Consider the following 20,234-nt stretch of genomic DNA (forward strand, 5'->3'; position numbering starts at 1 on the left):
CAGTTGGTATTAACTGTCATAAAAAATTAATAAAAGGGGAGGTTAAATGTTTAAACTATTAAACTCGGTTGAATCGACCGTATAAATCGTCCAGCGTTTTTCCGTTAGCTTTAACTCTTTGACATTAATATGGCTAACTTCCGCTGTTACTCGGCGGTTAGTTGCGCGGCCATTTTCTGTTTGATTATCAGCAATGGGTTGGCTTTCACCATAGCCAATTGCTTTTATACGCTTGGGTGCAATGGTGAATTTTTCAACTAATGCTTGTTTGATAGCATTGGCTCTGTTTTGAGAGAGCACTAGGTTTTTTACCTCATCACCTTGAGAGTCTGTATGGCCCTCTATAACAACATCTGTTGTTTTAAATTCTTGCAAAAATTTACCTAGTTTTAAGATGCCTTTTAATTCACTGTCCTTTAGCTGATGTTTACTTGTTTCGAAACGAACGTCGAGTTTGACTTTTTTTTCTATCGAATTACTTAAATGTTTGGCAATGGAGCAGCCAAAATTATCAACTTTAGAGTTAGGTGGGGTGTTTGGGCATTTATCTCGTATGGCGATGACGCCGTCTTTGTCCAAATCTTTAAAACGCTGACTAATATCCTTGCCAAATAGCCTTTCAGCAAAGCTGGTTTCCACCATAAAGCTAGATAAAATGACTATCCATAGCATTTTTCTCATTCAGTGTCCTTAATCTAGCTCAGAGTCGGGTGGTTAGAATATAGAGTATTCATATTCGTTATATCCAATACCATGGGTGTTTTGTTTTCATTATGTAAAAAAGTGTAAGGTTTTTAGGGCGGGAGTTTCTAGGGTTAATTAAATTCTATCTAGGTTTTTTTCATAAATCCTAGAGTGTCGAGAGCTGATCGCATATAATGCTGGGCCTTAAAAATATATTAGTACTTCTTGTTGTTGGTTTTGGACTCTAAATCATCATAAAAACCTTTAAAAAAGACGGTTTTATAAACAACAAGGAGAAGAAGAATCTCTTACTTAGTAAGTAACAGGAATTAGAATTATGCGCAGTCATTATTGCGGCGAATTAAATGCTTCAAACATTTCTCAAGAAATTACACTATGCGGTTGGGTTCATCGCCGTCGTGACCATGGTGGCGTAATCTTTCTAGATGTACGTGACCGTGAAGGTATTACTCAAGTTGTTTTTGATCCTGATCGTGCTGATAGCTTTGCACTAGCTGACAGTGTTCGTAATGAATACGTAGTTAAGTTGACTGGTTTAGTACGTGCTCGTCCTGAAGGTACAGTTAATCCAAATATGACGACAGGTGAGATTGAAGTGCTTGGTACTTCTTTAGAAATTCTTAACGCTGCGCAAACACCTCCATTCCAGTTGGATGAGCACCAGTCAGTTGGTGAAGACATTCGACTTAAAAATCGTTTTGTTGATCTACGTCGCCCTGAAGTGCAAGCAAAAATGCGTTTCCGTTCTAAAGTGACATCCGTGCTGCGTAATTATTTAGATGATAATGGCTTCCTAGATATTGAAACGCCAATTTTGACTCGCGCAACACCTGAAGGTGCGCGTGACTATCTTGTGCCAAGTCGTACCCAAGAAGGTAACTTCTTTGCTTTGCCTCAGTCGCCACAGTTGTTTAAGCAACTATTAATGGTGTCTGGTTTTGATCGTTATTATCAAATTGCAAAGTGCTTCCGTGATGAAGATTTGCGTGCTGACCGTCAGCCAGAATTTACTCAAGTAGACATCGAGACATCCTTCATGGGTGAGAAAGAAATCATGTCTATGACAGAAGAAATGGTTGTAGGTTTGTTTAAGCAACTATTGAATGTAGATCTAGGGACTTTCCCTACTATGCCATACGCTGAAGCGATGGAAACATATGGTAGTGATAAGCCTGATTTACGTATTCCTTTAAAAATCGTGACAGTTTCTGATTTGATGGAAAATGTTGATTTTAAAGTGTTCTCTGGTCCAGCGGTTGACCCTAAGGGGCGTGTAGCTGCACTTAAAGTGCCTGGTGGTAATGCGCTTACTCGTAAGCAAATCGATGCTTATACTAAGTACGTTGGTATCTATGGTGCTAAAGGGTTGGCTTACATCAAGGTTAATGACAAATCTAACCTTGAAGAAGGTTTGCAGTCTCCTATTGTTAAATTCCTTCCAGTTGAAGTTCGTCAACAATTGCTTGAGCGTCTAGATGCGCAAGATGGCGATTTGATCTTCTTCGGTTCTGATTCTGAAAAAGTGGTTAATGAAGCACTAGGTGCTTTACGTTGTAAGCTTGGTGAAGATCTTGAACTATATACTTGTGAGTGGGCGCCTTTATGGGTTGTTGACTTCCCAATGTTTGAAGAGACTTCTGATGGCGGTATTACTGCTATTCACCACCCGTTTACAGCGCCATCATGTTCTGTAGAAGAGCTAAAAGCTAATCCATTAACTGCTTTGTCTCAAGCTTATGATATGGTGCTAAATGGTACTGAGCTTGGCGGTGGTTCTATCCGTATTCACCAAAGTGATATGCAGCAAACTGTATTTGAGTTGCTAAATATTGATGAAGCAGAGCAAGAAGAGAAGTTTGGTTTCTTACTTGATGCGCTTAAGTTTGGCGCGCCGCCACATGGTGGTTTAGCTTTCGGTCTAGATCGTCTTGTTATGTTGATGACAGGTTCAGCATCTATCCGTGATGTTATTGCTTTCCCTAAAACACAAAGTGCAACATGTCTATTGACGCAAGCACCTGGTGAGGTAAGTGAGAAGCAACTAAAAGAGTTGAGCATTCGTGTGCGTAAACCTGTTGTAGAATAAGGTTTTTAGACGAATTTTAAGAAAAGGGCCGCTTATGCGGCCTTTTTTTTGATTTAATAGTGAAATGCGGTTGAATCTTAAAGGTCATACTGTTGAAATATACAGTTAAATTAATGAGTCCTTGAGGTGTGTTTTTGACTCGAATTTTAGCGATTGATCCAGGCTCCCGTATTACTGGCTTTGGCATTATTGATGTGCAAGGGCGGCAAATCCAATATGTTGATAGTGGTTGTATTAGGTTGCCTGATGATGTTCTGGCAGAACGTTTGAAAAATATTTATACCAATGTTAGTGAACTCTTGTCTCGTTATCGACCTCAAGAATTTGCTATTGAAGAAGTGTTTCTTGCAAAAAATGCTAATTCCGCATTAAAGCTTGGTCAAGCAAGAGGTGCAGCTATTGTGGCTGCGGCAATGGCTGGCTTGCCTGTTTCAGAGTATGCCGCTAAGCGTGTGAAGCAATCTGTTGTGGGTAGTGGGAGTGCAGATAAAGAGCAAGTCCAGCAAATGGTTCAACTGTTGCTCAAGTTGGAGAAAGCGCCTCAAGCTGATGCCGCTGATGCGTTGGCAATTGCAATGTGTCACGCTCATACACGTACTTCTTCGGGGCTAGAGTATGGTGTTGGTAAGAGGGCGGCAAGATCCGGTAAGCGTTGGTCAGAATTAGATATAAGGAATCTTAAGTGATAGGTCGTTTAGTAGGTTATTTGGTAGAAAAAGTACCGCCAGAATTAATGTTAGATGTGAATGGTGTGGGTTATGAATTAACTGCTTCAATGACGACTTTCTATGAGCTACCTGCCATAGGTGAAAAAGTCACGCTTTATACGCATTTTCAAGTAAAAGAAGACTCTCAAAGTCTTTATGGCTTTAAAGGGAAAGATGAAAGAGCCCTGTTTCGTATTTTAATTAAAGTTAATGGAGTTGGCCCTAAGATGGCGCTTAGCGTGTTATCTAGCATGTCGAGTGATGAGTTAATTGCTAATGTTCAAGATTCAGATGTGACGGCTCTTACGCGTATACCAGGTGTTGGTAAAAAAACAGCAGAGCGCTTGATTATTGAGTTGAGAGATAAGCTTGGTCAAGCTGCAAAGCAGGATCTATTTGCGACGCCAGAAGTTTTAAGGCAAGTGCAAACGGACCCAAGGCAAGAAGCGGAAGCGGCCTTGGTCGCTCTTGGTTACAAACCACAAGAAGCAGCAAAAGCAATTGCGAAGGTGCCTGTGTCATCTGATAGTAGTGAGCAGGTGATAAAGTCTGCTTTAAAAAACATGCTTAAGTAGATTCTGAATATGATTGAATCCGATAGAATAATTAGTGCTGAATCTGATGCTATAGAGCTTTCAGGGTCCGAGTCGCATATTGATAGAGCAATTCGTCCAAAAATGTTGGACGAATATATTGGTCAGCCAGTTGTTAGAGAGCAGATGGATATCTTTATTCAGGCTGCGAAGCAACGGGAGGAGCCTTTAGATCATTGTCTTATCTTTGGGCCGCCTGGGTTAGGGAAAACAACTTTGGCTAATATTATTGCTAATGAAATGGGGGTTGAAATTAAAACGACCTCTGGTCCTGTGCTTGAGCGTGCTGGTGATTTAGCTGCTCTTTTGACAAACCTTAGTGAAGGTGATGTGCTGTTTATCGATGAAATACATCGTTTAAGTCCAGCGGTTGAAGAGGTGCTTTATCCTGCGATGGAGGATTATCAGCTGGATATTATGATAGGTGAAGGTCCTGCTGCTCGCTCTATTAAAATTGAACTTCCTGCTTTTACCTTGGTCGGAGCAACAACTCGCGCTGGTTTATTGACATCTCCCTTAAGAGATAGATTCGGTATAGTGCAAAGACTTGAGTTTTATGATGTTCAGTCGTTAACAACTATAGTCTCTCGTTCATCTGAAAAGATGGGTTTGAATATGGATGCTTCAGGTAGCTTCGAAATTGCTCGTAGAGCAAGGGGGACGCCTAGAATTGCAAACCGCTTGTTGCGTCGAGTCAGGGATGTTGCTCAAGTTGGTGGCTATGAAATAGTGGCCCAAGAAGTTGCTCAGCGTGCCTTAGATATGTTAAGTGTAGATACTCAAGGGTTTGATCACTTAGATCGACGTATGTTATTGACTATGATAGAGAAGTTTGAAGGAAGACCGGTAGGTCTGGACAGTATTTCTGCTGCTGTTGGGGAGGATAAAGATACCATCGAAGATGTGATCGAGCCTTACTTAATTCAGCAAGGATTTGTGATTCGTACGCCAAGAGGGCGACAGGTTACAAAGAAGGCATATGAGCATTTTAATTATCAATTGCCAAACGATTTAAATTAGAGGTAGTAAATGTCAATTTGGGGTCTTATCGCGAGTGCTAGCCTTGTAGTTCAGCTAGTTATGTTGTTGTTGGTTTTAGCATCTGTTTTTTCATGGGTTGTCATTTTTCAGCGAGTGAGAGTGTTAAGAGGGGCGGCAAAGGTTCGTCGCACTTTTGAAGATCTGTTTTGGTCTGGTATGGACTTAAGTCAGCTTTATCGTCAAGTAACAGCGGAAGGGCGAAGAGTTGAAGGTATAGAAAATATTTTCACATCTGGGATTAAAGAGTTCACGCGTTTACGTCAGAGTGCAAATATGGACCCTGATGCGGTCATGGAGGGCGTTCAGCGTGCTATGCGTGTTGCACTGGCGCGTGAAGAAGAGAAACTTGATAAGCATTTGCCTTTTTTAGCTACGGTGGGTTCTACCAGTCCTTATGTAGGCTTGTTTGGTACAGTTTGGGGGATAATGCATTCATTTATAGGTTTGGCCGAAGTGCAACAAGCAACGCTTGCTACAGTGGCTCCTGGTATTGCTGAAGCTTTGATTGCGACAGCAATTGGCCTCTTGGCTGCTATTCCTGCGGTTATCTCTTATAACCGTTTCTCTACCACAGCAGATGCGCTTGCGATTAACTACGAAACTTTTTCTGATGAGTTTAGTAGTATTTTACATCGTAAAGTACATGGTAGAGATGGGGGCGCTGCATAGTGGCTCGCCCTAATCGACGTACACGCCGTAAACCTATGGCGGAAATTAATGTTGTGCCTTATATCGACGTGATGTTAGTGCTCTTGGTTATTTTTATGATTACGGCGCCTATGTTGACGCAGGGTGTTGATGTTGAGTTACCGAACGCAAATGCAGCGCCGATCGAGGATCCACAATCAGATGTGTTAGTCGCGTCAATTAATGCTAGTGGTGAATACTTCATAGACTTTGGGGGGGAGCAAAACTCGCTTCCTCTAATTGAATTGCAAGATAAAGTGAAAAAAGTGATTGCGCAGAATCCAAGCCTTCCTGTTCTTGTTAGAGGAGATAGAAGTGTTGCCTATGGTGATGTAATTGGCTTAATGGTGGCATTACAGGCTGCAGGTGTGCCTAATGTGGGGCTGGTAACAGAACCTGAGGCACCTTAATGAAGTTTTTCAGTAAAGAAAGTTATGGATTGCCTGTCCTACTTGCGATAAGTCTGCATTTGCTTTTAATTGTGGTAAGCTTGGTTGCAGTAGATTTCAAAGAAGAACAAGACCTTAGAGTAAATGATAGACCTGTTGTTCAAGCTAAAGTTGTAGATATTAGCCAAACAATCATAGGTAAAAGAATTGAAGAAGATAAGGCGAAAGCCAAGGCTCAGGCACTAGCAGCAAAGAAGAAAGCGCAGCAAGAAAAGAAGCGTAAGGCCGCAGAGCAAGCTTTAAAAGAGCGGAAAAAACAACTAGCACAACAAAAAAAGCAGAAGCAAGCACAGGAAGAGAAGGCTAGGGCGGCTGCAGAGGCTGCACAAAAAGCTGAAGCTGATAAGTTGCAGAAAAGACAGGTTGCTGAAGCTGAGCAAAAGAAAAAAGCGGCTCAAAAAGCTCAAAAAGCAAAGGATGATGCAAAAAAGCGATTAGCTCAGGAGACTAAAAAGGCAGAAGCTGCTAAAAAATTGGCTGAGTCTAAAAGACGAGAGCAAGAAAGGATTAATAAAGAAAAGGCTGAAGTTGAGCGTAAGCGCTTAGAGGTGATTCGTATTGCTGAAGAGCAAAAGAAAAGGCAGGAAGAGGCACAGCTGGCTTTAGCTCAAGAAAAGGCAAGGCAAGAAGCGCTAGCAATAGAGTTGGCTTTGCAAGAGGAGGCTGAAAAACAGCAGGAAATCGCTGAGGCAAGTGCAAGGCAATCTATGTCGGCTTTAATTGATCAGAGAATACGATCTCGTTGGATAATGCCACCTAATGCTACGAATGGTATGAAAACGCAATTGAGAATTTTCTTTTTGCCGACGGGAGAGGTTGATTTAGTAAATGTGACTGAATCAAGTGGTGATGCGTTATTTGATCAAAGAACAGTCGATGCTGTATACAAAATGGGGCGAATTGAAGAGCTAGCTGAGCTTGATCCTTTTGTATTTGAACGTAATTTTAGAACGGTTGACTTAATTTTTAATCCTCAGGATTTGAGACGCTAATGAGAAAATTGAAATATTTTTCGCTGGGTTTGATGATGCTTTTGTTATCAAACTTGGCAAAAGCACAGTTAGTTATTGAGATTACAAGTGGTGCTGATCAATTGTTACCACTTGCTGTTGTTCCTTTTGCATATGATGGAAAAGGTGCCCTGCCTGCAGATGTTGCGCAAATTATTGAAAACGACTTGAAGCGTAGTGGTCTGTTTGAGGCAATTCCAAGAACAAATATGCTGAGTTTGCCATCTAAAAAAGAAGATGTGCACTTCCGTGATTGGCGTTTATTGAAAAGTGACTATGTTGTTATTGGTGATATTAAGCAGATAGATAGTGAAAGCTTTGAAATTAACTTCGAATTAATTAATGTACTAAGTCAGAAAACGGTAGAAAAGCATACAGGTTTGGCTGTTAAGTCTAGCGGCTTAAGAGATGCTGCTCACTACATTAGTGATAAAATTTATCAGCTGTTAACTGGAGTGCGAGGCGCTTTTAGTACTCGTATTTTATATGTAACTGCTGAGGGTGATAGGGCTGCGCCAACGTATCGCTTACAGGTTGCTGACGCGGATGGTCATAGGCCACAAGTTATCGTTGAGTCAGAAGAGCCAATTCTATCTCCATCTTGGAGTCGTAATGGTCGTTTTATTACTTATGTAATGTTTAGAGATAGACGCCCTAATATTTTCGTACAAGAGCTGGCGACAGGGAAAAGGCAAAAAATTGCTCAATATAAAGGTCTTAACGGCGCACCAGCATGGTCGCCAGATGGTAGGCAGTTAGCGCTAGTTTTATCTAAAGATGGTAACCCAGAGATTTATATCTTTGATATAGCAACACAAAAATTACAAAGAGTTACTAATCATTATTCAATCGATACTGAACCAAGCTGGGAGCCAGATGGTAAAGGGATTGTTTTTACATCTGATAGAGGTGGTAACCCACAAATCTACCGTGTAGATATTAACTCTAAAGCCGTTGAGCGCGTTACTTTTGAGGGTGATTTAAATACCCGAGCGAGAATGACGCCAGATGGACGCTATCTGGTAACAGTGCAAAAAAATGATGGTAATTACCATATAGCGTTACAAGATATGAAAAATGGTCGTGTACAAATTTTAACAGAAACCTACCTAGATGAGTCTCCAAGTATTGCCCCTAACGGTAGTATGGTGATGTATGCAACTACGCATAATGGGAAAGGTATTTTGGCAGTAGTTTCCGTTGATGGTCTGGTTAAATATAGGTTACCATCAGCGGCAGGTGAAGTGAGGGAGCCCGCATGGTCTCCTTTCTTTGAGTAGAGTCCCCTTAAGGAGTGAAGAATGAGCGTTAATAAACTAGGTAAAATGGCTGTAATTGGTCTTTCTGCAGCTTGGATTGCAGGTTGTAGTACCACAGCAACTGAGACTGATTCTTCTTCAGTATCAGAAGCTGAAGCAAATAATGTAGCGGCTGAGTCATCAGCTGCAAGTGCAAATGGTTCTACTGGCAATGCTGGTGATGAATCTTTTGGTGCAAATGGTAACGGTGATTTATCTAGCGTAATCGTTGATGGTAACGGCAATGTTGTATCTGCTGATACTGCTGCTGCGGCTGAAACAGCTGCTGCAAATGCCAAGGATATGCTTGTAGGCGTTGCTCATGTTTTCTATTTTGATTTCGATAAATCAATTGTGCGTCCAGAAGCACGTGAAGCTCTAGCTAAACATGCGAAATATCTTGTAGCTAATCCAGATGCTCGTGTTGTTCTTGAAGGTCATGCTGATGAGCGTGGTACTCGTGAATACAATATGGCTCTTGGTGAGCGTCGTGCTAAAGCAGTTAGTCGTTACTTGACTATTCAAGGTGTTGCTGCAGCTCAAATCGAAACAGTTAGCTTCGGTGAAGAAAAGCCACTTGAATTTGGTCATAACAAGCAAGCTTGGCAAGCAAACCGTCGTGTAGAAGTGCGTTACGAATAATGTTGGCCGTGACTCATAATCTTCGCTCTATCGCAATGGCGCTGTGTTTCACAGCGCCATTGGCGTTTGCTGAGGGAGAGCCTAGTGCTTTGTCTGCAAGTGCTGCCGCTGAGTTGTTATATCAAATAGAAAACCTGCAGCTTGAGGTTCAATCTCTTAGAGGCACAGTTGAGCAGCAGCAGCATGAACTTTCTAAAATGAAAGCAAGTCAAAGAGATAGGTATATCGATCTAGATAAGCGTATTTCATCCTTGATGAGGGTTGTTCAGGAGCGACCTGTGGTTCCTGTTGTTGCTCTTGATGTGACAGCGGCTAGTTCTGATGCTTTGCCTGTAGATAGTGCTACTAGCAACTCGGTAGTTGAGCCAGAACCAGTTGAAGTAGTTAATACTCCACGAATTATTGAACCAGCTAATGCTGAAACATTGGCAGAGTACAAGGCAGCGTACTCTCTTGTGCGTAACAATGAAAACGCAAAGGCAGAGTTGGCATTTGTTGATTTTATTGGAAAATATCCAAATAGTGAGCTGTCTGGCAATTCATATTATTGGCTTGGTTTGTTGAAATTGAATTCAGGTGATCCTGTTTCTGCAATTGAACAATTTAAGTCTGTTATTGCTCAGTTCCCTGGCCATGATAAAGAAACTGATACGCTGTATCGATTGGGTTTTGCCTATCTAAAACTTGATGATAAAGAATCAGCTAGAGGTTATCTAGTTGATGTTATTGAGCGTTTTCCTAACAGTAAAGCAGCTAAATTAGCAAAAAATCTCTTGTCTAATATAAAATAGCTTGTATTTCCCAATGGGTTCTGTATTATACGCGCCCGTTGGGTCGTTAGCTCAGTTGGTAGAGCAGTTGACTTTTAATCAATTGGTCACTGGTTCGAATCCAGTACGACCCACCAACAATCTTATATCTACTTCAGGTAGTCTGGGTCGTTAGCTCAGTTGGTAGAGCAGTTGACTTTTAATCAATTGGTCACTGGTTCGAATCCAGTACGACCCACCAACTTTCTATATCTAATCCCGAGTTTTAGTTAGGGGTAATGACATGTCGACCGTCCTCGATAAAGCAGCCTTAAGAGAAACAGTTCAACAACATCTCTCTTCTGCAGAACAAGTCCTAAAAGTGCCTTCTGAAAATGAAGATGCATTGCGTGCCGAAATCAAATCCCTCCTTAAAGCAAAAGATGCTGTATTAGTTGCTCATTACTATTGCGATGATGATATTCAGGCATTAGCCGAAGAGACCGGAGGCGTGATTGCTGATTCTCTGGAGATGGCAAGGTTCGGAGCGAATCATGAAGCATCAACCCTTGTGGTTGCTGGTGTTAAATTTATGGGTGAGACATCTAAAATTCTCAGTCCAGAAAAAACAGTATTAATGCCGACACTGGAAGCTACTTGCTCACTAGATATTGGTTGTCCAATTGATGAGTTTTCTGCGTTTTGTGATCAATACCCTGATCGAAAGGTAGTTGTTTATGCTAATACGTCAGCAGCCGTAAAAGCTCGAGCTGATTGGGTTGTAACCTCAAGTATTGCGTTGCAGGTCGTAGAGCATCTGGTTGATCAAGGTGAAAAAATCATCTGGGGTCCAGATCAGCATCTTGGTGGATATATCCAAAAGCAAACAGGTGCAGATATGATTCTTTGGGATGGCGCTTGCATCGTTCATGAAGAGTTTAAAGCGAAAGGTATTTTAGATCTTAAAGCAATTTACCCAGATGCTGCTGTGCTTGTTCATCCAGAATCTCCCGAGTCAGTTGTAGATGTGGCGGATGTTGTAGGCTCTACATCGCAGCTTTTGAAAGCCTCGAAAGAAATGACAAATTCAAGTTTTATCGTGGCAACGGATCGCGGTATTTTCTATAAAATGAAGCAGGCCTCACCAGAGAAGCAATTTCTTGAAGCGCCAACGGCTGGTTCTGGTGCGACATGTCGTAGTTGCGCGCATTGTCCTTGGATGGCTTTAAATAGTTTGCAGTTATTAAGAGATGCTTTAATTGATTCAACAGACGAAATTCATGTTGATGAAACTACAAGAGTTAAAGCACTAATGCCTTTACAAAGGATGCTGGACTTTCAGGTTCAATCTTAATTCTAAGTAAACGATAGCTCTATTTAATCAAGGTAGAGCTATCAATCCAGTTCAATTTTATTTCCTTTCTCTAGCTCTATTGTACTGAAAATTTCTTCTTTGATTTTGTTAATAATGATTAGGTCGTTATTGTCCGCAACAAATTCTGCTCTTTTAAGTAAATTTAAAGCCGATTTTCCTTGGCCTTTGCTAAATACTATTTTTGCTTCATAGGCTCGTGTTAAGGCGAGATTTTTGGCTTCTTTGGCTTGGCGTAAATGAATGCGGTTAATAATATCTTTTTCGTACTGTAAGAGCCTGACTTGTTGAGATTGGGTACTGCTTAATAAATGGCTGTCAGGACTTAATTCGATAAAAGCGAGTTGATTCTTATTAAGGCTAAGTTTGTGTTGGATGATCGCTTGGGCTTCTTCTATTTTGCCACTGTTAATTAAAATTCGAGCTTTTAAATAGGCTTGATTATAAAGTGTTACATTTAGCTTTTTGGCAAGACTGTTCGCTTTTTCTTTATCATTATTTATTAAAGCAACAAGCGCTTTGGCATAGACTTGATCACTTTCAATGTTAATTTGCGATTGGATATAGGTATCTGGGTTAAGCATTAAACTGGCACGATAAGCAAGAAGTGTCGCTCTAAACTGATTAAACTGAGTTTGATCCCCTTGCTTTAAAATACTTTGTATCGGGGTCGTGCTTAGAGAGTCAGCAAGCCTGTTTTCTGGAATAGGGTGAGTTGATAAGAACTCGATTGGCTCCCGGCCTATAGTGCCTTGGAAGAAGGTAAAGAAAAGTTTGCTTGTCGCGTGTTCATCTATGCCTGCTCTGATTAAGTATTTTTTAGCTTGTCTGTCGGCTTCTACTTCCTGTATGCGGCTATAGCTTAATCTATTCTCTTGTTGATTTGCTATGCCCGACAAGAAGAGTGCAGAACTTGCGTCTCCTTGAGCACCAGCTAATGCTGCGACAATTCCTGCCCCCATCATAAGCATGGCCTTGTTTTTTTCTTGTTCACTATGCTGGCTTTGTCTTTCGTAATGTTTAAGATCAAGATGTGCTAGTTCGTGGGCAAGTAACGCAAGTAGTGTTTGTTCGTCATTTATTTTGCTTAACATGTCGCTATAAAGGAACATATGACTCCCAGGTAGAACAAATGCATTGCTTTTAGTGCTGTTTAAGAGTCCTATTTCAATGTTTTTCTGATAGAGTTCCGTGTACGGCAGAAGCTGGGCTAAAGCGCTTCTTAAATAATCGTATGCCGGTGGAAAATTTATAAAATGTTTGCTGCCATGGAGTTTACGAAACCAGTGTTGTCCTAAAACATAGGATGGATTTGAAAGGCTCTGCTCATCAAGATTGGCTTCTAAATTTGGTAGTAAGGTTTCGGCCTTTGGACTAGTTAGGGCTAAAGCCATCAAAAGGCTTATTGTGAGCCTGATATGTTTTGATAAAATCATTGTTTTAAAAGAGTATCTTGAGATTTAGTAAGGTAAGAATGAATAATCAGCAGTATGACGTATTATTGGACGTAAGAGAAGATAAGTGCCCTATGCCCTTATTAAAGACGAAAATGGCATTAGCCAAAATGTCATCGCAAGAGGTTTTGTGTGTCCTTGCGAGTGATCCTGGGTCATTAAAAGATATCCCCTATTATTTATCTGTCGTAGAAATTCCGTTGTTATTACAAGAGCATGTTGATAATGTATGCCGTTTTTTAATTCAAAAGCCATAAGTTCAAAAGGCTAAACAAAGCAGGAATCTATGTTAAAAATTGTCGAGTCGCTAATAAAGCGCTACTTCTCTGATGAAGAGGCTGTAGTGTTTTTATTGTTGCTAATTACATGTATTGCCATATTGGTTTTTTTAGGCAATATTCTCGCACCTGTATTGATCGCTGTGGTTTTAGCTTTCTTATTGCAAGGTGTAGTAAGTAAAGTTGAGCGTATTGGTGTTGGGCATTTGCCTGCGGTTTTGATTGTTTTTCTTTCTTTTACTGCGTTATGCGTGGCTTTTATTGGAATAATGGTGCCTGTGATTTGGAAGCAAGCGGGTCGTTTACTAAATGATGCTCCACAAATGTTAACTGATCTTGATGCTGTTGTTAAAACCTTCACGCTCGAGCATTTGGAGTATGTAAAGCAGGACTCTATTGATGAAGTGCTAGGAAATATGGCAAATGAATTGGCTAATCTTGGTCAGTGGCTGCTGTCTTTTTCTTTGTCTAGCATTCCTTCTATTATGTCGCTAATGATTTATATGGTTCTCGTGCCATTAGTTATGTTTTTCTTAATGAAGGATCAAAAGCAAATAATGGTTTGGTGTACCGCTTGGTTACCCTCTGAACGAGCTATGATGAGGTCCATTGCGCAAGAAATGAATGATCAGATAGCCAACTATATCCGTGGTAAGTTTATCGAAATGGTGGTTGTTGGTGTTGCTACCTATGCTGTCTTTGCTGTGCTTGGGTTGAGATACGCTGAGCTGCTTGCTCTTTTTGTTGGTTTGTCAGTCCTTATACCTTATATAGGGGCTGCGGCTGTGACTGTTCCTGTCGTTATGGTGGCATTTTATCAATATGGAACCGACTCTGAATTCGTTTATGTGCTTGTGGCTTATCTTGTAGTGCAAGCACTAGATGGGAATGTTCTTGTTCCTTTGCTATTTTCAGAGGCTGTTAACTTACATCCACTGGCTATCATTATCGCTGTGCTATTTTTTGGTGGTATTTGGGGGTTTTGGGGAGTCTTTTTCGCGATTCCTCTGGCGACTCTTGTTAAGGCAATTATTAATGCCTGGCCGAGACATCATCAAGTTCCCAGCTATTAATATAAAAAGGGCGCCTATTTAGGCGCCCTTTTTATTTATCTATATTCAGTTGGCTAGCATATTGCGTGCCTAAATGCTGAACCTGTCCTTAGAAGTTAGGCTAGTATTTGCGCGCTATGCTCTTTGGTTTTAACCTTTTTTATGATGTCAGTGATAATCCCTTCTTCATCAATGATAAAGGTTGTTCTGACTGTCCCCATAAACTCTCTCCCCATGAACTTTTTAAGTTGCCATGTGTCGTATAGTTCGTGCACTTTTCTTTCTGTATCAGCAAGCAACGGAAAGGGTAAGTCATTTTTCTTAATGAAGTTTTGGTGGCGCTTTTCTGTATCTGTACTGATGCCAAGAACAACAAAGTTCTGAGCGATCAAACTTTCATAGTTGTCTCTTAGGTTACATGCTTGAGCTGTGCAGCCTGGAGTTGAATCTTTTGGATAGAAGTATAAAACGACTTTTTTGCCTTTAAACTGGGAGAGTGTGGTTTGCTGGCCGTCTTGGTTTTCGATTTCAAAATCTGGCGCAAGTTGCCCTACTTCAAGAGTCATAATTTATTTCCATGCTTTAGAGTGAATAAGCATGAAGTTTAGCAGCTTGCTGAACGGGGTAACACCTTATTAAACCAATAAAAATACAGGATTTCCTCTTCTTATAAGCAGAGTCTTGTTGTTCTTAAGTTTGTGCAACTGTACTATATGCACGCATAAAATTTTACTGGAGACGCGTAATGATCACTGGCAGCCTGGTTGCTCTAATTACTCCCATGACAAATGATGGGAGGCTTGATTCTACTAAACTAGATGAGCTTATAGAGTTCCATTTAAAACAGGGAACACATGGTATCGTTGCTGTAGGGACCACAGGTGAGTCGGCAACACTTGATTATGAAGAACATGCAAATGTTATTCGTCAAGTGGTGACAACTGTTGCTGGTAGAGTACCTGTTATTGCTGGTACTGGTGCAAATTCAACACATGAAGCGATTGACCTAACTCAAAGGGCAAAAGATGCTGGTGCAGATGCTTGTTTGCTGGTGACACCTTATTATAACAAGCCGACACAAGAGGGGTTGTTTCAACATTTCAAAGCAATAGCAGAAGCAGTTGATATCCCGCAAATTTTATATAACGTGCCAGGAAGAACTGCGTGCGATATGGAAAATGCTACAACATTACGCTTATCTTCTATTTCAAATATTATTGGTATTAAAGATGCGACGGGTGATTTGGCTCGTGGTAAAGCCTTAATCGAGCAAGTGCCTGCAGATTTCGCGGTTTATTCAGGTGATGATCCAACTGCAGTTGATTTAATTTTATTAGGTGGTAAAGGTAATATCTCTGTCACTGCAAACGTTGCGCCTGCTAAAACGGCGAAAGCAGCTGAATTAGCATTGCAAGGTAAGGCTGCTGAGGCAAAAGCTGTTGATGCTAGTTTGTTGGGTCTACATAAAAACTTATTTCTAGAATCTAATCCAATTCCTGTGAAGTGGGCTTGTGAGCAATTAGGATTGTGTGACTCAGGTATTAGATTGCCACTAACTTATTTTGCTGATTCATTTCACGCTCCAGTGATTGAGGCAATGAAACAAGCTGAGGTAATTGATTAATGGGCATAGCTAAAATGAATAAACTAGCGGCTGCTGTAGCCGTTACTATTACTGTGACAGGTTGTTCTCTTATTGATGATAAAGCAGATGTCTATCAGCAAAGCCAAGCAAATAACGCTGAATTAATCGTGCCACAGGGATCTGTAACTGCTAGAGATAGGTTTGTTATTCCAAATGAAGATAAAATTTCAGATACGCCTCTAGCGCCTGATCTTTCTATTCCTACTAAGGCCATACCTGATTCTTTCTCGCCACTGGCTGATTTAGATATTAGTTGGCAAGAGGATATTCTTTGGATTAATACTCCTCTAGAACCTGAAACACTTGGCGCTGTAATAAAAAACTTTCTAGTGTCTATTCATGGTGAAGGTGACCCAATCGCTGTGAATACAGAGACGGAAATTATCAGTACGCCAATTGGCGATCAAGATATCGGTACCTTGTTAAAGTTTTATTATAATATCACTCGATTGTACCCAGATCGGACTGAATATAGGTTTGAGCTAGCAGAGGCTGAAAGTGGTACCCGTGTTGGATTCCAGCACCGAGTAATCAGTAAAGATCAAAGTAATGATATAGAGTATGGTGACTGGTTAAGCCCAGAAAGTAGTGATAAAGACTATGCGCTTGGTTTACAGTTTATTTCTGCTGTTTCTCGTGAGTCTCTTGCACAAGATAATAAGTTGGCAGCTGAATCAGAATCAAAGACTAATATCTGGGTGACCAGTGAGGGTGGATATGTTTTAAGGCTTGATGCTTCTTTAGCTGAGTCTGATGTTGCATCCTTTATTGATCAAAGTGACTTATATTTAATTTCTCGTGATCCTCTAGAATTGGCATTCGTGACAGAGGGTGAGGTAGCTAAAGTTGGTGATCTTAGGCGCATCAACCTACCAACCAAAACGAAAGATGGGGAGGAGCTTTTCTTATTTAATATGAAAAGACGTAACCTTGATAACGTTGAATGGCAAAAGCGAGTTTACCCTGTTGACCTAGTTCAAAGAGCCGAAGGTTTGTTTTTAGAGGCAGATACATCTGCGACAGAACAGCCTGAAGTGGTTTCATATCGAATTATGTCTGCACTGAAAAAATAACCCCTATAGCAAAATTAAGCGGAGATTCTCCAATGGAAAAGCGTGAAGAACTATATGCAGGTAAGGCAAAATCTGTATTTAAAACAGATGACCCTGATAAAATGGTTCTCGTATTTCGTGATGATACGTCAGCATTTGATGGTAAAAAGGTTGAGCAGCTAGACCGTAAAGGTATGGTGAATAATAAGTTCAACGCTTTTATTATGACTAAGCTGCAAGAAGCAGGTATTCCAACGCATTTTGAAGCATTGTTAAGTGATAATGAGTGCTTGGTTAAGTGCTTAGATATGATGCCTGTTGAGTGTGTAGTGCGAAATATTGCTGCTGGCAGCTTATGTCGTCGTTTAGGTGTAGAAGAAGGTTTAGAGTTAAACCCACCAACATTTGAATTGTTCTTGAAGAATGATGATCTTGGTGACCCTATGATTAATGAGTCTCATGTTGAAGTGTTTGGTTGGGCTAAACCAGAGCATCTAGCGATCGCTAAAGAGCTAACATATAAAGTGAATGATGTATTAAAAGACATGTTTGCTAAAGGTGGAATGCTGCTTGTTGATTATAAGTTAGAGTTTGGCATCTTTAATGGTGAGGTTGTTTTGGGTGATGAGTTTAGTCCAGATGGCTGTCGTTTATGGGATAGCAGTACCCGTGAAAAACTTGATAAGGATAGATTCCGTCAAGGTTTAGGCGGTGTGATTGAAGCTTACGAAGAAGTTGGTCGCCGTATAGGGATTGATTTTGACGCTTAATGATGTAGTCAATATCGATACATTTTAAGATAAAAAGAGGGGGAAACCCCTTTTTTTATCTCTGAAAAAACATGTAATGATTTATAAGTTAGTGAAAGCAAGATTTAGACTTTTAAGGATGTCATTTGTTTAATTTTTTACCTGTTCGAATTGGGCTTCGTTATGCTCGTGCAAAGAGGAACAATCATTTTATTTCTTTTATTAGCTTCTCATCTATAGCTGGCTTAGCTTTAGGTGTTGCTGTTTTGATTGTTGTCTTATCGGTTATGAATGGGTTTGATCGTGAGTTGCGACAAAGAATTTTAGGAATGGTACCTCACGCTACTTTGTGGGGCAGTCCAAACTTGCTCAATTGGCAGGCAGATGCACAGTTGGTTGAAGCTTTACCTGGAGTTCTTGGTGTTGCTCCTCATACTCAGGCACAAGTTATGTTTCAATCTAAAAAAGGTGTGCAAGGTGCGCTTTTAAATGGTATTGATCCTGAGTTAGAAGCTAAAGTATCTATCATAGATGAACATATGGTTAAGGGGTCTTTGGATGCCTTGAATAATCAATCATTTGGCATCATTTTAGGTGAGCAGCTGGCTAAAATTTTAAGGGTTAAGTTAGGGGATAAAGTAACGGCTATTTTGCCTGAAGCGAATGTCTCTATTGCAGGGATTACGCCTAGATTAAAGCGATTTACCTTAGTTGGTATTTTTAAGGTTGGCGCTGAACTCGATTCAAGCCTTGCTTATATCCACATTAATGATGCGGCTAAATTAAAACGCTTGCCTAAAGGTCAGGTGGAGGCTTTAAGAATATCATTTGATAACTTGTTTAAAGCACCTACTGCAATCTGGGAGATTGCCAGAGCAGTGCCGGGACAAAATAGGGTCAGTGATTGGACAAAAACCCATGGTAATTTATTTCAGGCAATCCAGATGGAAAAAACAATGATTGCTCTTTTGCTTTTACTTATTATTGCTGTGGCAGCATTTAATATTGTATCCACCTTGGTCATGGTGGTGACAGATAAGCAAACTGATATTGCTATCTTGAGAACCATGGGGTTAACCTCTGGCCAAGTGATGTGTGTGTTTATTGTACAAGGTATTTTTATAGGTGCATTTGGTTCTCTTTTGGGGCTTGTTTTAGGTGTACTTGGCGCTTTAAATGTGAGTGCTGTAATTAGTTGGTTTGAAAAAGTTATGAATATTCAGTTTCTGAATGCAGATGTTTATTTTATTAGTTATTTGCCTTCTGAGCTGAATTGGCAAGATGTTAAGTTAATTATGATTTCCGCTTTTATTATGACAGTGTTGGCGACAATTTATCCTGCGTGGCGAGCATCAAAAGTTCAACCAGCAGAGGCTCTACGTTATGAATAATAAACTTGTTTTAGAATGCCAAGACCTCTGTAAAGATTACGATGATGGTAAGCACAAGGTATCTGTATTTGAAGGGATTCAGCTTGACCTAAGAGCTGGAGAAACTGCTGCTATAGTGGGTGCTTCAGGCTCAGGTAAAACAACTTTATTAAACCTTTTGGCAGGACTGGATCTTGCGACAAGTGGTGATGTACTTTTGGATGGTGTCTCTTGGGCCAGCATGAAAGATAAGCATAGAGCGGTTATGCGCAATAAGAATTTGGGCTTTGTTTATCAATTTCATCATCTTCTTCCTGAGTTTAGTGCTCTTGAAAATGTGATGATGCCCATGTTGATAGCAAATAAAACTCGCAAAGAGAGTCAAACTAAAGCTAAATCTTTACTTGGGCAGGTTGGCTTGGGTGCTAGGTTAGATCACAGGCCATCTCAGCTTTCTGGTGGTGAACGTCAGCGAGTTGCAATAGCAAGAGCGTTAGCGAACGATCCTGCGTGTGTGTTAATGGATGAGCCAACAGGTAATTTAGACGAAAAAACTGGTAACGAGATTCAGGCTTTAATTCAAAGTTTGAAAGTAGAGTTGAATATGGCTTTTCTAATTGTTACCCATGATGAGGGGATGCTAGATTGGATGGATTCTGCTTATCGTTTGCATTTTGGGAAAATTCAAGAAATTGAGATAGTCTAATTAATAGTGATAGAAATCAAACTAAGCCGGTGTTGTTTCAATACCGGCTTTTTAATGCTTCTTTTTTGGCCTAAGCTTTCTTGCGTTCCAGCGTTTATTTACCTTGTGACGCCAAAGTATCAGGATGGCTAAATAGCCTGTAATGCTTGCTACAAGGCCTGTGATGAGGGAGCCTATGTATAAAGGTAGCCAAATGTGCTCTAGTTGCCCCCAGATCCAGTCAATAGAAAGTTGAAATTCAGATCCATGGTTGTTGCCAACAACTAGCGTGCCTATCAAATAGTTAAAGTAAAATAGGAAAGGCATAGTGATAGGATTTGATACCCAGACTAAAGCAATGGAAAGAGGAATGTTTGCTCTTAAGGGAATAGCAAACAAAGCTGCAGCAAGCATTTGAAGAGGCATTGGAAGGGCAGCCCAAAACAGTCCATTTAAAAAGGCTTTAGCAACAGATTTTCGATGTAAATGCCACAGCTCATGGTCATAAATTTTACTTCCTAACAAGGCTAATAATCTATTTTCCTTTAGCTTGTCTGGATGAGGTATAAATCTTTTAAAATATCGCTTTGGCATAGGGTGTTTTTCTAAA

22 protein-coding genes and 2 tRNA genes are annotated in these 20,234 nt (G+C 40.5%); 20 read left to right on the forward strand and 4 right to left on the reverse strand.

The window, feature by feature from the left end; translation table 11 throughout:
- Positions 1 to 42: 42 nt before the first annotated feature.
- On the reverse strand, positions 43 to 681 hold the full coding sequence (locus TW85_RS24405) for an OmpA family protein (RefSeq protein ID WP_046019748.1): 639 nt from the start codon (positions 679 to 681) through the stop codon (positions 43 to 45).
- Between the two features lie 340 nt (positions 682 to 1,021).
- Here TW85_RS24405 and aspS point away from each other — a divergent pair, with 340 nt between their 5' ends.
- From aspS to nadA, 13 genes are all read left to right on the forward strand, one after another.
- Positions 1,022 to 2,791, forward strand: a complete 1,770-nt coding sequence (gene aspS / locus TW85_RS24410) for an aspartate--tRNA ligase (RefSeq protein ID WP_046019749.1) — start codon at positions 1,022 to 1,024, stop codon at positions 2,789 to 2,791.
- A 134-nt stretch (positions 2,792 to 2,925) separates the two neighbouring features.
- Complete coding sequence (ruvC, locus tag TW85_RS24415; protein WP_046019750.1) at positions 2,926 to 3,477, forward strand: crossover junction endodeoxyribonuclease RuvC; 552 nt, start codon at positions 2,926 to 2,928, stop codon at positions 3,475 to 3,477.
- On the forward strand, positions 3,474 to 4,073 hold the full coding sequence (gene ruvA / locus TW85_RS24420) for a Holliday junction branch migration protein RuvA (RefSeq protein WP_046019751.1): 600 nt from the start codon (positions 3,474 to 3,476) through the stop codon (positions 4,071 to 4,073). Before ruvC ends, ruvA begins: the two co-directional genes overlap by 4 nt.
- A gap of 9 nt (positions 4,074 to 4,082) precedes the next feature.
- The gene (gene ruvB / locus TW85_RS24425; protein WP_046019752.1) at positions 4,083 to 5,111 is read left to right on the forward strand and encodes a Holliday junction branch migration DNA helicase RuvB; all 1,029 of its coding nucleotides are present in this window, start codon (positions 4,083 to 4,085) and stop codon (positions 5,109 to 5,111) included.
- Between the two features lie 9 nt (positions 5,112 to 5,120).
- Entirely contained in the window at positions 5,121 to 5,801 is a 681-nt protein-coding gene (tolQ, locus tag TW85_RS24430; RefSeq protein WP_046019753.1) for a protein TolQ, read from the forward strand.
- A complete protein-coding gene (gene tolR, locus TW85_RS24435) occupies positions 5,801 to 6,229 on the forward strand; it encodes a protein TolR (RefSeq protein WP_046019754.1) in 429 nt (142 codons plus the stop codon). The genes tolQ and tolR overlap by 1 nt, the downstream gene beginning before the upstream one ends.
- A complete protein-coding gene (gene tolA / locus TW85_RS24440; protein ID WP_046019755.1) occupies positions 6,229 to 7,260 on the forward strand; it encodes a cell envelope integrity protein TolA in 1,032 nt (343 codons plus the stop codon). Before tolR ends, tolA begins: the two co-directional genes overlap by 1 nt.
- Entirely contained in the window at positions 7,260 to 8,558 is a 1,299-nt protein-coding gene (tolB, locus tag TW85_RS24445; protein ID WP_046019756.1) for a Tol-Pal system beta propeller repeat protein TolB, read from the forward strand. The genes tolA and tolB overlap by 1 nt, the downstream gene beginning before the upstream one ends.
- 21 nt (positions 8,559 to 8,579) lie before the next feature.
- Entirely contained in the window at positions 8,580 to 9,218 is a 639-nt protein-coding gene (pal, locus tag TW85_RS24450) for a peptidoglycan-associated lipoprotein Pal (RefSeq protein WP_046019757.1), read from the forward strand.
- Between the two features lie 8 nt (positions 9,219 to 9,226).
- Positions 9,227 to 10,009: a tol-pal system protein YbgF gene (gene ybgF / locus TW85_RS24455; protein ID WP_231870280.1), complete on the forward strand. Its 783-nt coding sequence runs from the start codon at positions 9,227 to 9,229 to the stop codon at positions 10,007 to 10,009.
- A gap of 40 nt (positions 10,010 to 10,049) precedes the next feature.
- A tRNA-Lys gene (locus tag TW85_RS24460) sits at positions 10,050 to 10,125 on the forward strand.
- Positions 10,126 to 10,153: 28 nt separating this feature from the next.
- A tRNA-Lys gene (locus TW85_RS24465) sits at positions 10,154 to 10,229 on the forward strand.
- A 42-nt stretch (positions 10,230 to 10,271) separates the two neighbouring features.
- Positions 10,272 to 11,321, forward strand: a complete 1,050-nt coding sequence (gene nadA, locus TW85_RS24470) for a quinolinate synthase NadA (protein ID WP_046019759.1) — start codon at positions 10,272 to 10,274, stop codon at positions 11,319 to 11,321.
- A 41-nt stretch (positions 11,322 to 11,362) separates the two neighbouring features.
- Here the strand turns inward: nadA and TW85_RS24475 are convergent, their stop codons facing one another.
- Positions 11,363 to 12,733 (reverse strand): M48 family metalloprotease, encoded by a 1,371-nt coding sequence (locus TW85_RS24475; protein WP_238326292.1) that lies wholly within the window; start codon positions 12,731 to 12,733, stop codon positions 11,363 to 11,365.
- Positions 12,734 to 12,813: 80 nt separating this feature from the next.
- Between TW85_RS24475 and TW85_RS24480 the strand changes: the two genes are divergently transcribed.
- The gene (locus TW85_RS24480; RefSeq protein ID WP_046019761.1) at positions 12,814 to 13,050 is read left to right on the forward strand and encodes a sulfurtransferase TusA family protein; all 237 of its coding nucleotides are present in this window, start codon (positions 12,814 to 12,816) and stop codon (positions 13,048 to 13,050) included.
- 29 nt (positions 13,051 to 13,079) lie between these two features.
- Positions 13,080 to 14,144, forward strand: a complete 1,065-nt coding sequence (locus TW85_RS24485; RefSeq protein ID WP_046019762.1) for an AI-2E family transporter — start codon at positions 13,080 to 13,082, stop codon at positions 14,142 to 14,144.
- A gap of 95 nt (positions 14,145 to 14,239) precedes the next feature.
- On the opposite strand, the gene bcp is transcribed toward TW85_RS24485, so the two are convergent.
- Positions 14,240 to 14,689, reverse strand: a complete 450-nt coding sequence (gene bcp / locus TW85_RS24490; protein WP_046019763.1) for a thioredoxin-dependent thiol peroxidase — start codon at positions 14,687 to 14,689, stop codon at positions 14,240 to 14,242.
- 179 nt (positions 14,690 to 14,868) lie between these two features.
- Here bcp and dapA point away from each other — a divergent pair, with 179 nt between their 5' ends.
- From dapA to TW85_RS24515, 5 genes are all read left to right on the forward strand, one after another.
- Positions 14,869 to 15,747 carry a 4-hydroxy-tetrahydrodipicolinate synthase gene (dapA, locus tag TW85_RS24495; protein WP_046019764.1) on the forward strand — a complete coding sequence of 293 codons (879 nt, stop codon included), beginning with the start codon at positions 14,869 to 14,871 and terminating at the stop codon, positions 15,745 to 15,747.
- Positions 15,747 to 16,841, forward strand: coding sequence for a hypothetical protein (locus tag TW85_RS24500; RefSeq protein WP_046019765.1), 1,095 nt, complete (start codon positions 15,747 to 15,749; stop codon positions 16,839 to 16,841). The genes dapA and TW85_RS24500 overlap by 1 nt, the downstream gene beginning before the upstream one ends.
- A gap of 32 nt (positions 16,842 to 16,873) precedes the next feature.
- Positions 16,874 to 17,590 (forward strand): phosphoribosylaminoimidazolesuccinocarboxamide synthase, encoded by a 717-nt coding sequence (gene purC / locus TW85_RS24505; RefSeq protein WP_046019766.1) that lies wholly within the window; start codon positions 16,874 to 16,876, stop codon positions 17,588 to 17,590.
- Positions 17,591 to 17,715: 125 nt separating this feature from the next.
- The gene (locus TW85_RS24510; protein WP_046019767.1) at positions 17,716 to 18,960 is read left to right on the forward strand and encodes a lipoprotein-releasing ABC transporter permease subunit; all 1,245 of its coding nucleotides are present in this window, start codon (positions 17,716 to 17,718) and stop codon (positions 18,958 to 18,960) included.
- Positions 18,953 to 19,645 (forward strand): ATP-binding cassette domain-containing protein, encoded by a 693-nt coding sequence (locus TW85_RS24515; RefSeq protein WP_046019768.1) that lies wholly within the window; start codon positions 18,953 to 18,955, stop codon positions 19,643 to 19,645. Before TW85_RS24510 ends, TW85_RS24515 begins: the two co-directional genes overlap by 8 nt.
- 51 nt (positions 19,646 to 19,696) lie before the next feature.
- Here the strand turns inward: TW85_RS24515 and TW85_RS24520 are convergent, their stop codons facing one another.
- The gene (locus TW85_RS24520; protein WP_046019769.1) at positions 19,697 to 20,218 is read right to left on the reverse strand and encodes a DUF2062 domain-containing protein; all 522 of its coding nucleotides are present in this window, start codon (positions 20,216 to 20,218) and stop codon (positions 19,697 to 19,699) included.
- Between the last annotated feature and the right edge of the window lie 16 nt (positions 20,219 to 20,234).

Origin of the sequence: Marinomonas sp. S3726 (genome assembly GCF_000967665.1) — a bacterium.
GTDB lineage: Bacteria > Pseudomonadota > Gammaproteobacteria > Pseudomonadales > Marinomonadaceae > Marinomonas.

Excerpts from the sequence above, each read along its gene's own strand:
- TW85_RS24405 (WP_046019748.1), bottom strand. The coding sequence starts at position 681 with ATGAGAAAAATGCTATGGATAGTCATTTTATCTAGCTTTATGGTGGAA.
- aspS (WP_046019749.1), top strand. The coding sequence starts at position 1,022 with ATGCGCAGTCATTATTGCGGCGAATTAAATGCTTCAAACATTTCTCAA.
- ruvB (WP_046019752.1), top strand. The coding sequence starts at position 4,083 with ATGATTGAATCCGATAGAATAATTAGTGCTGAATCTGATGCTATAGAG.
- tolQ (WP_046019753.1), top strand. The coding sequence starts at position 5,121 with ATGTCAATTTGGGGTCTTATCGCGAGTGCTAGCCTTGTAGTTCAGCTA.
- tolA (WP_046019755.1), top strand. The coding sequence starts at position 6,229 with ATGAAGTTTTTCAGTAAAGAAAGTTATGGATTGCCTGTCCTACTTGCG.
- tolB (WP_046019756.1), top strand. The coding sequence starts at position 7,260 with ATGAGAAAATTGAAATATTTTTCGCTGGGTTTGATGATGCTTTTGTTA.
- pal (WP_046019757.1), top strand. The coding sequence starts at position 8,580 with ATGAGCGTTAATAAACTAGGTAAAATGGCTGTAATTGGTCTTTCTGCA.
- nadA (WP_046019759.1), top strand. The coding sequence starts at position 10,272 with ATGTCGACCGTCCTCGATAAAGCAGCCTTAAGAGAAACAGTTCAACAA.
- TW85_RS24475 (WP_238326292.1), bottom strand. The coding sequence starts at position 12,733 with ATGGCTTTAGCCCTAACTAGTCCAAAGGCCGAAACCTTACTACCAAAT.
- TW85_RS24480 (WP_046019761.1), top strand. The coding sequence starts at position 12,814 with ATGAATAATCAGCAGTATGACGTATTATTGGACGTAAGAGAAGATAAG.
- TW85_RS24485 (WP_046019762.1), top strand. The coding sequence starts at position 13,080 with ATGTTAAAAATTGTCGAGTCGCTAATAAAGCGCTACTTCTCTGATGAA.
- bcp (WP_046019763.1), bottom strand. The coding sequence starts at position 14,689 with ATGACTCTTGAAGTAGGGCAACTTGCGCCAGATTTTGAAATCGAAAAC.
- dapA (WP_046019764.1), top strand. The coding sequence starts at position 14,869 with ATGATCACTGGCAGCCTGGTTGCTCTAATTACTCCCATGACAAATGAT.
- TW85_RS24500 (WP_046019765.1), top strand. The coding sequence starts at position 15,747 with ATGGGCATAGCTAAAATGAATAAACTAGCGGCTGCTGTAGCCGTTACT.
- purC (WP_046019766.1), top strand. The coding sequence starts at position 16,874 with ATGGAAAAGCGTGAAGAACTATATGCAGGTAAGGCAAAATCTGTATTT.
- TW85_RS24515 (WP_046019768.1), top strand. The coding sequence starts at position 18,953 with ATGAATAATAAACTTGTTTTAGAATGCCAAGACCTCTGTAAAGATTAC.
- TW85_RS24520 (WP_046019769.1), bottom strand. The coding sequence starts at position 20,218 with ATGCCAAAGCGATATTTTAAAAGATTTATACCTCATCCAGACAAGCTA.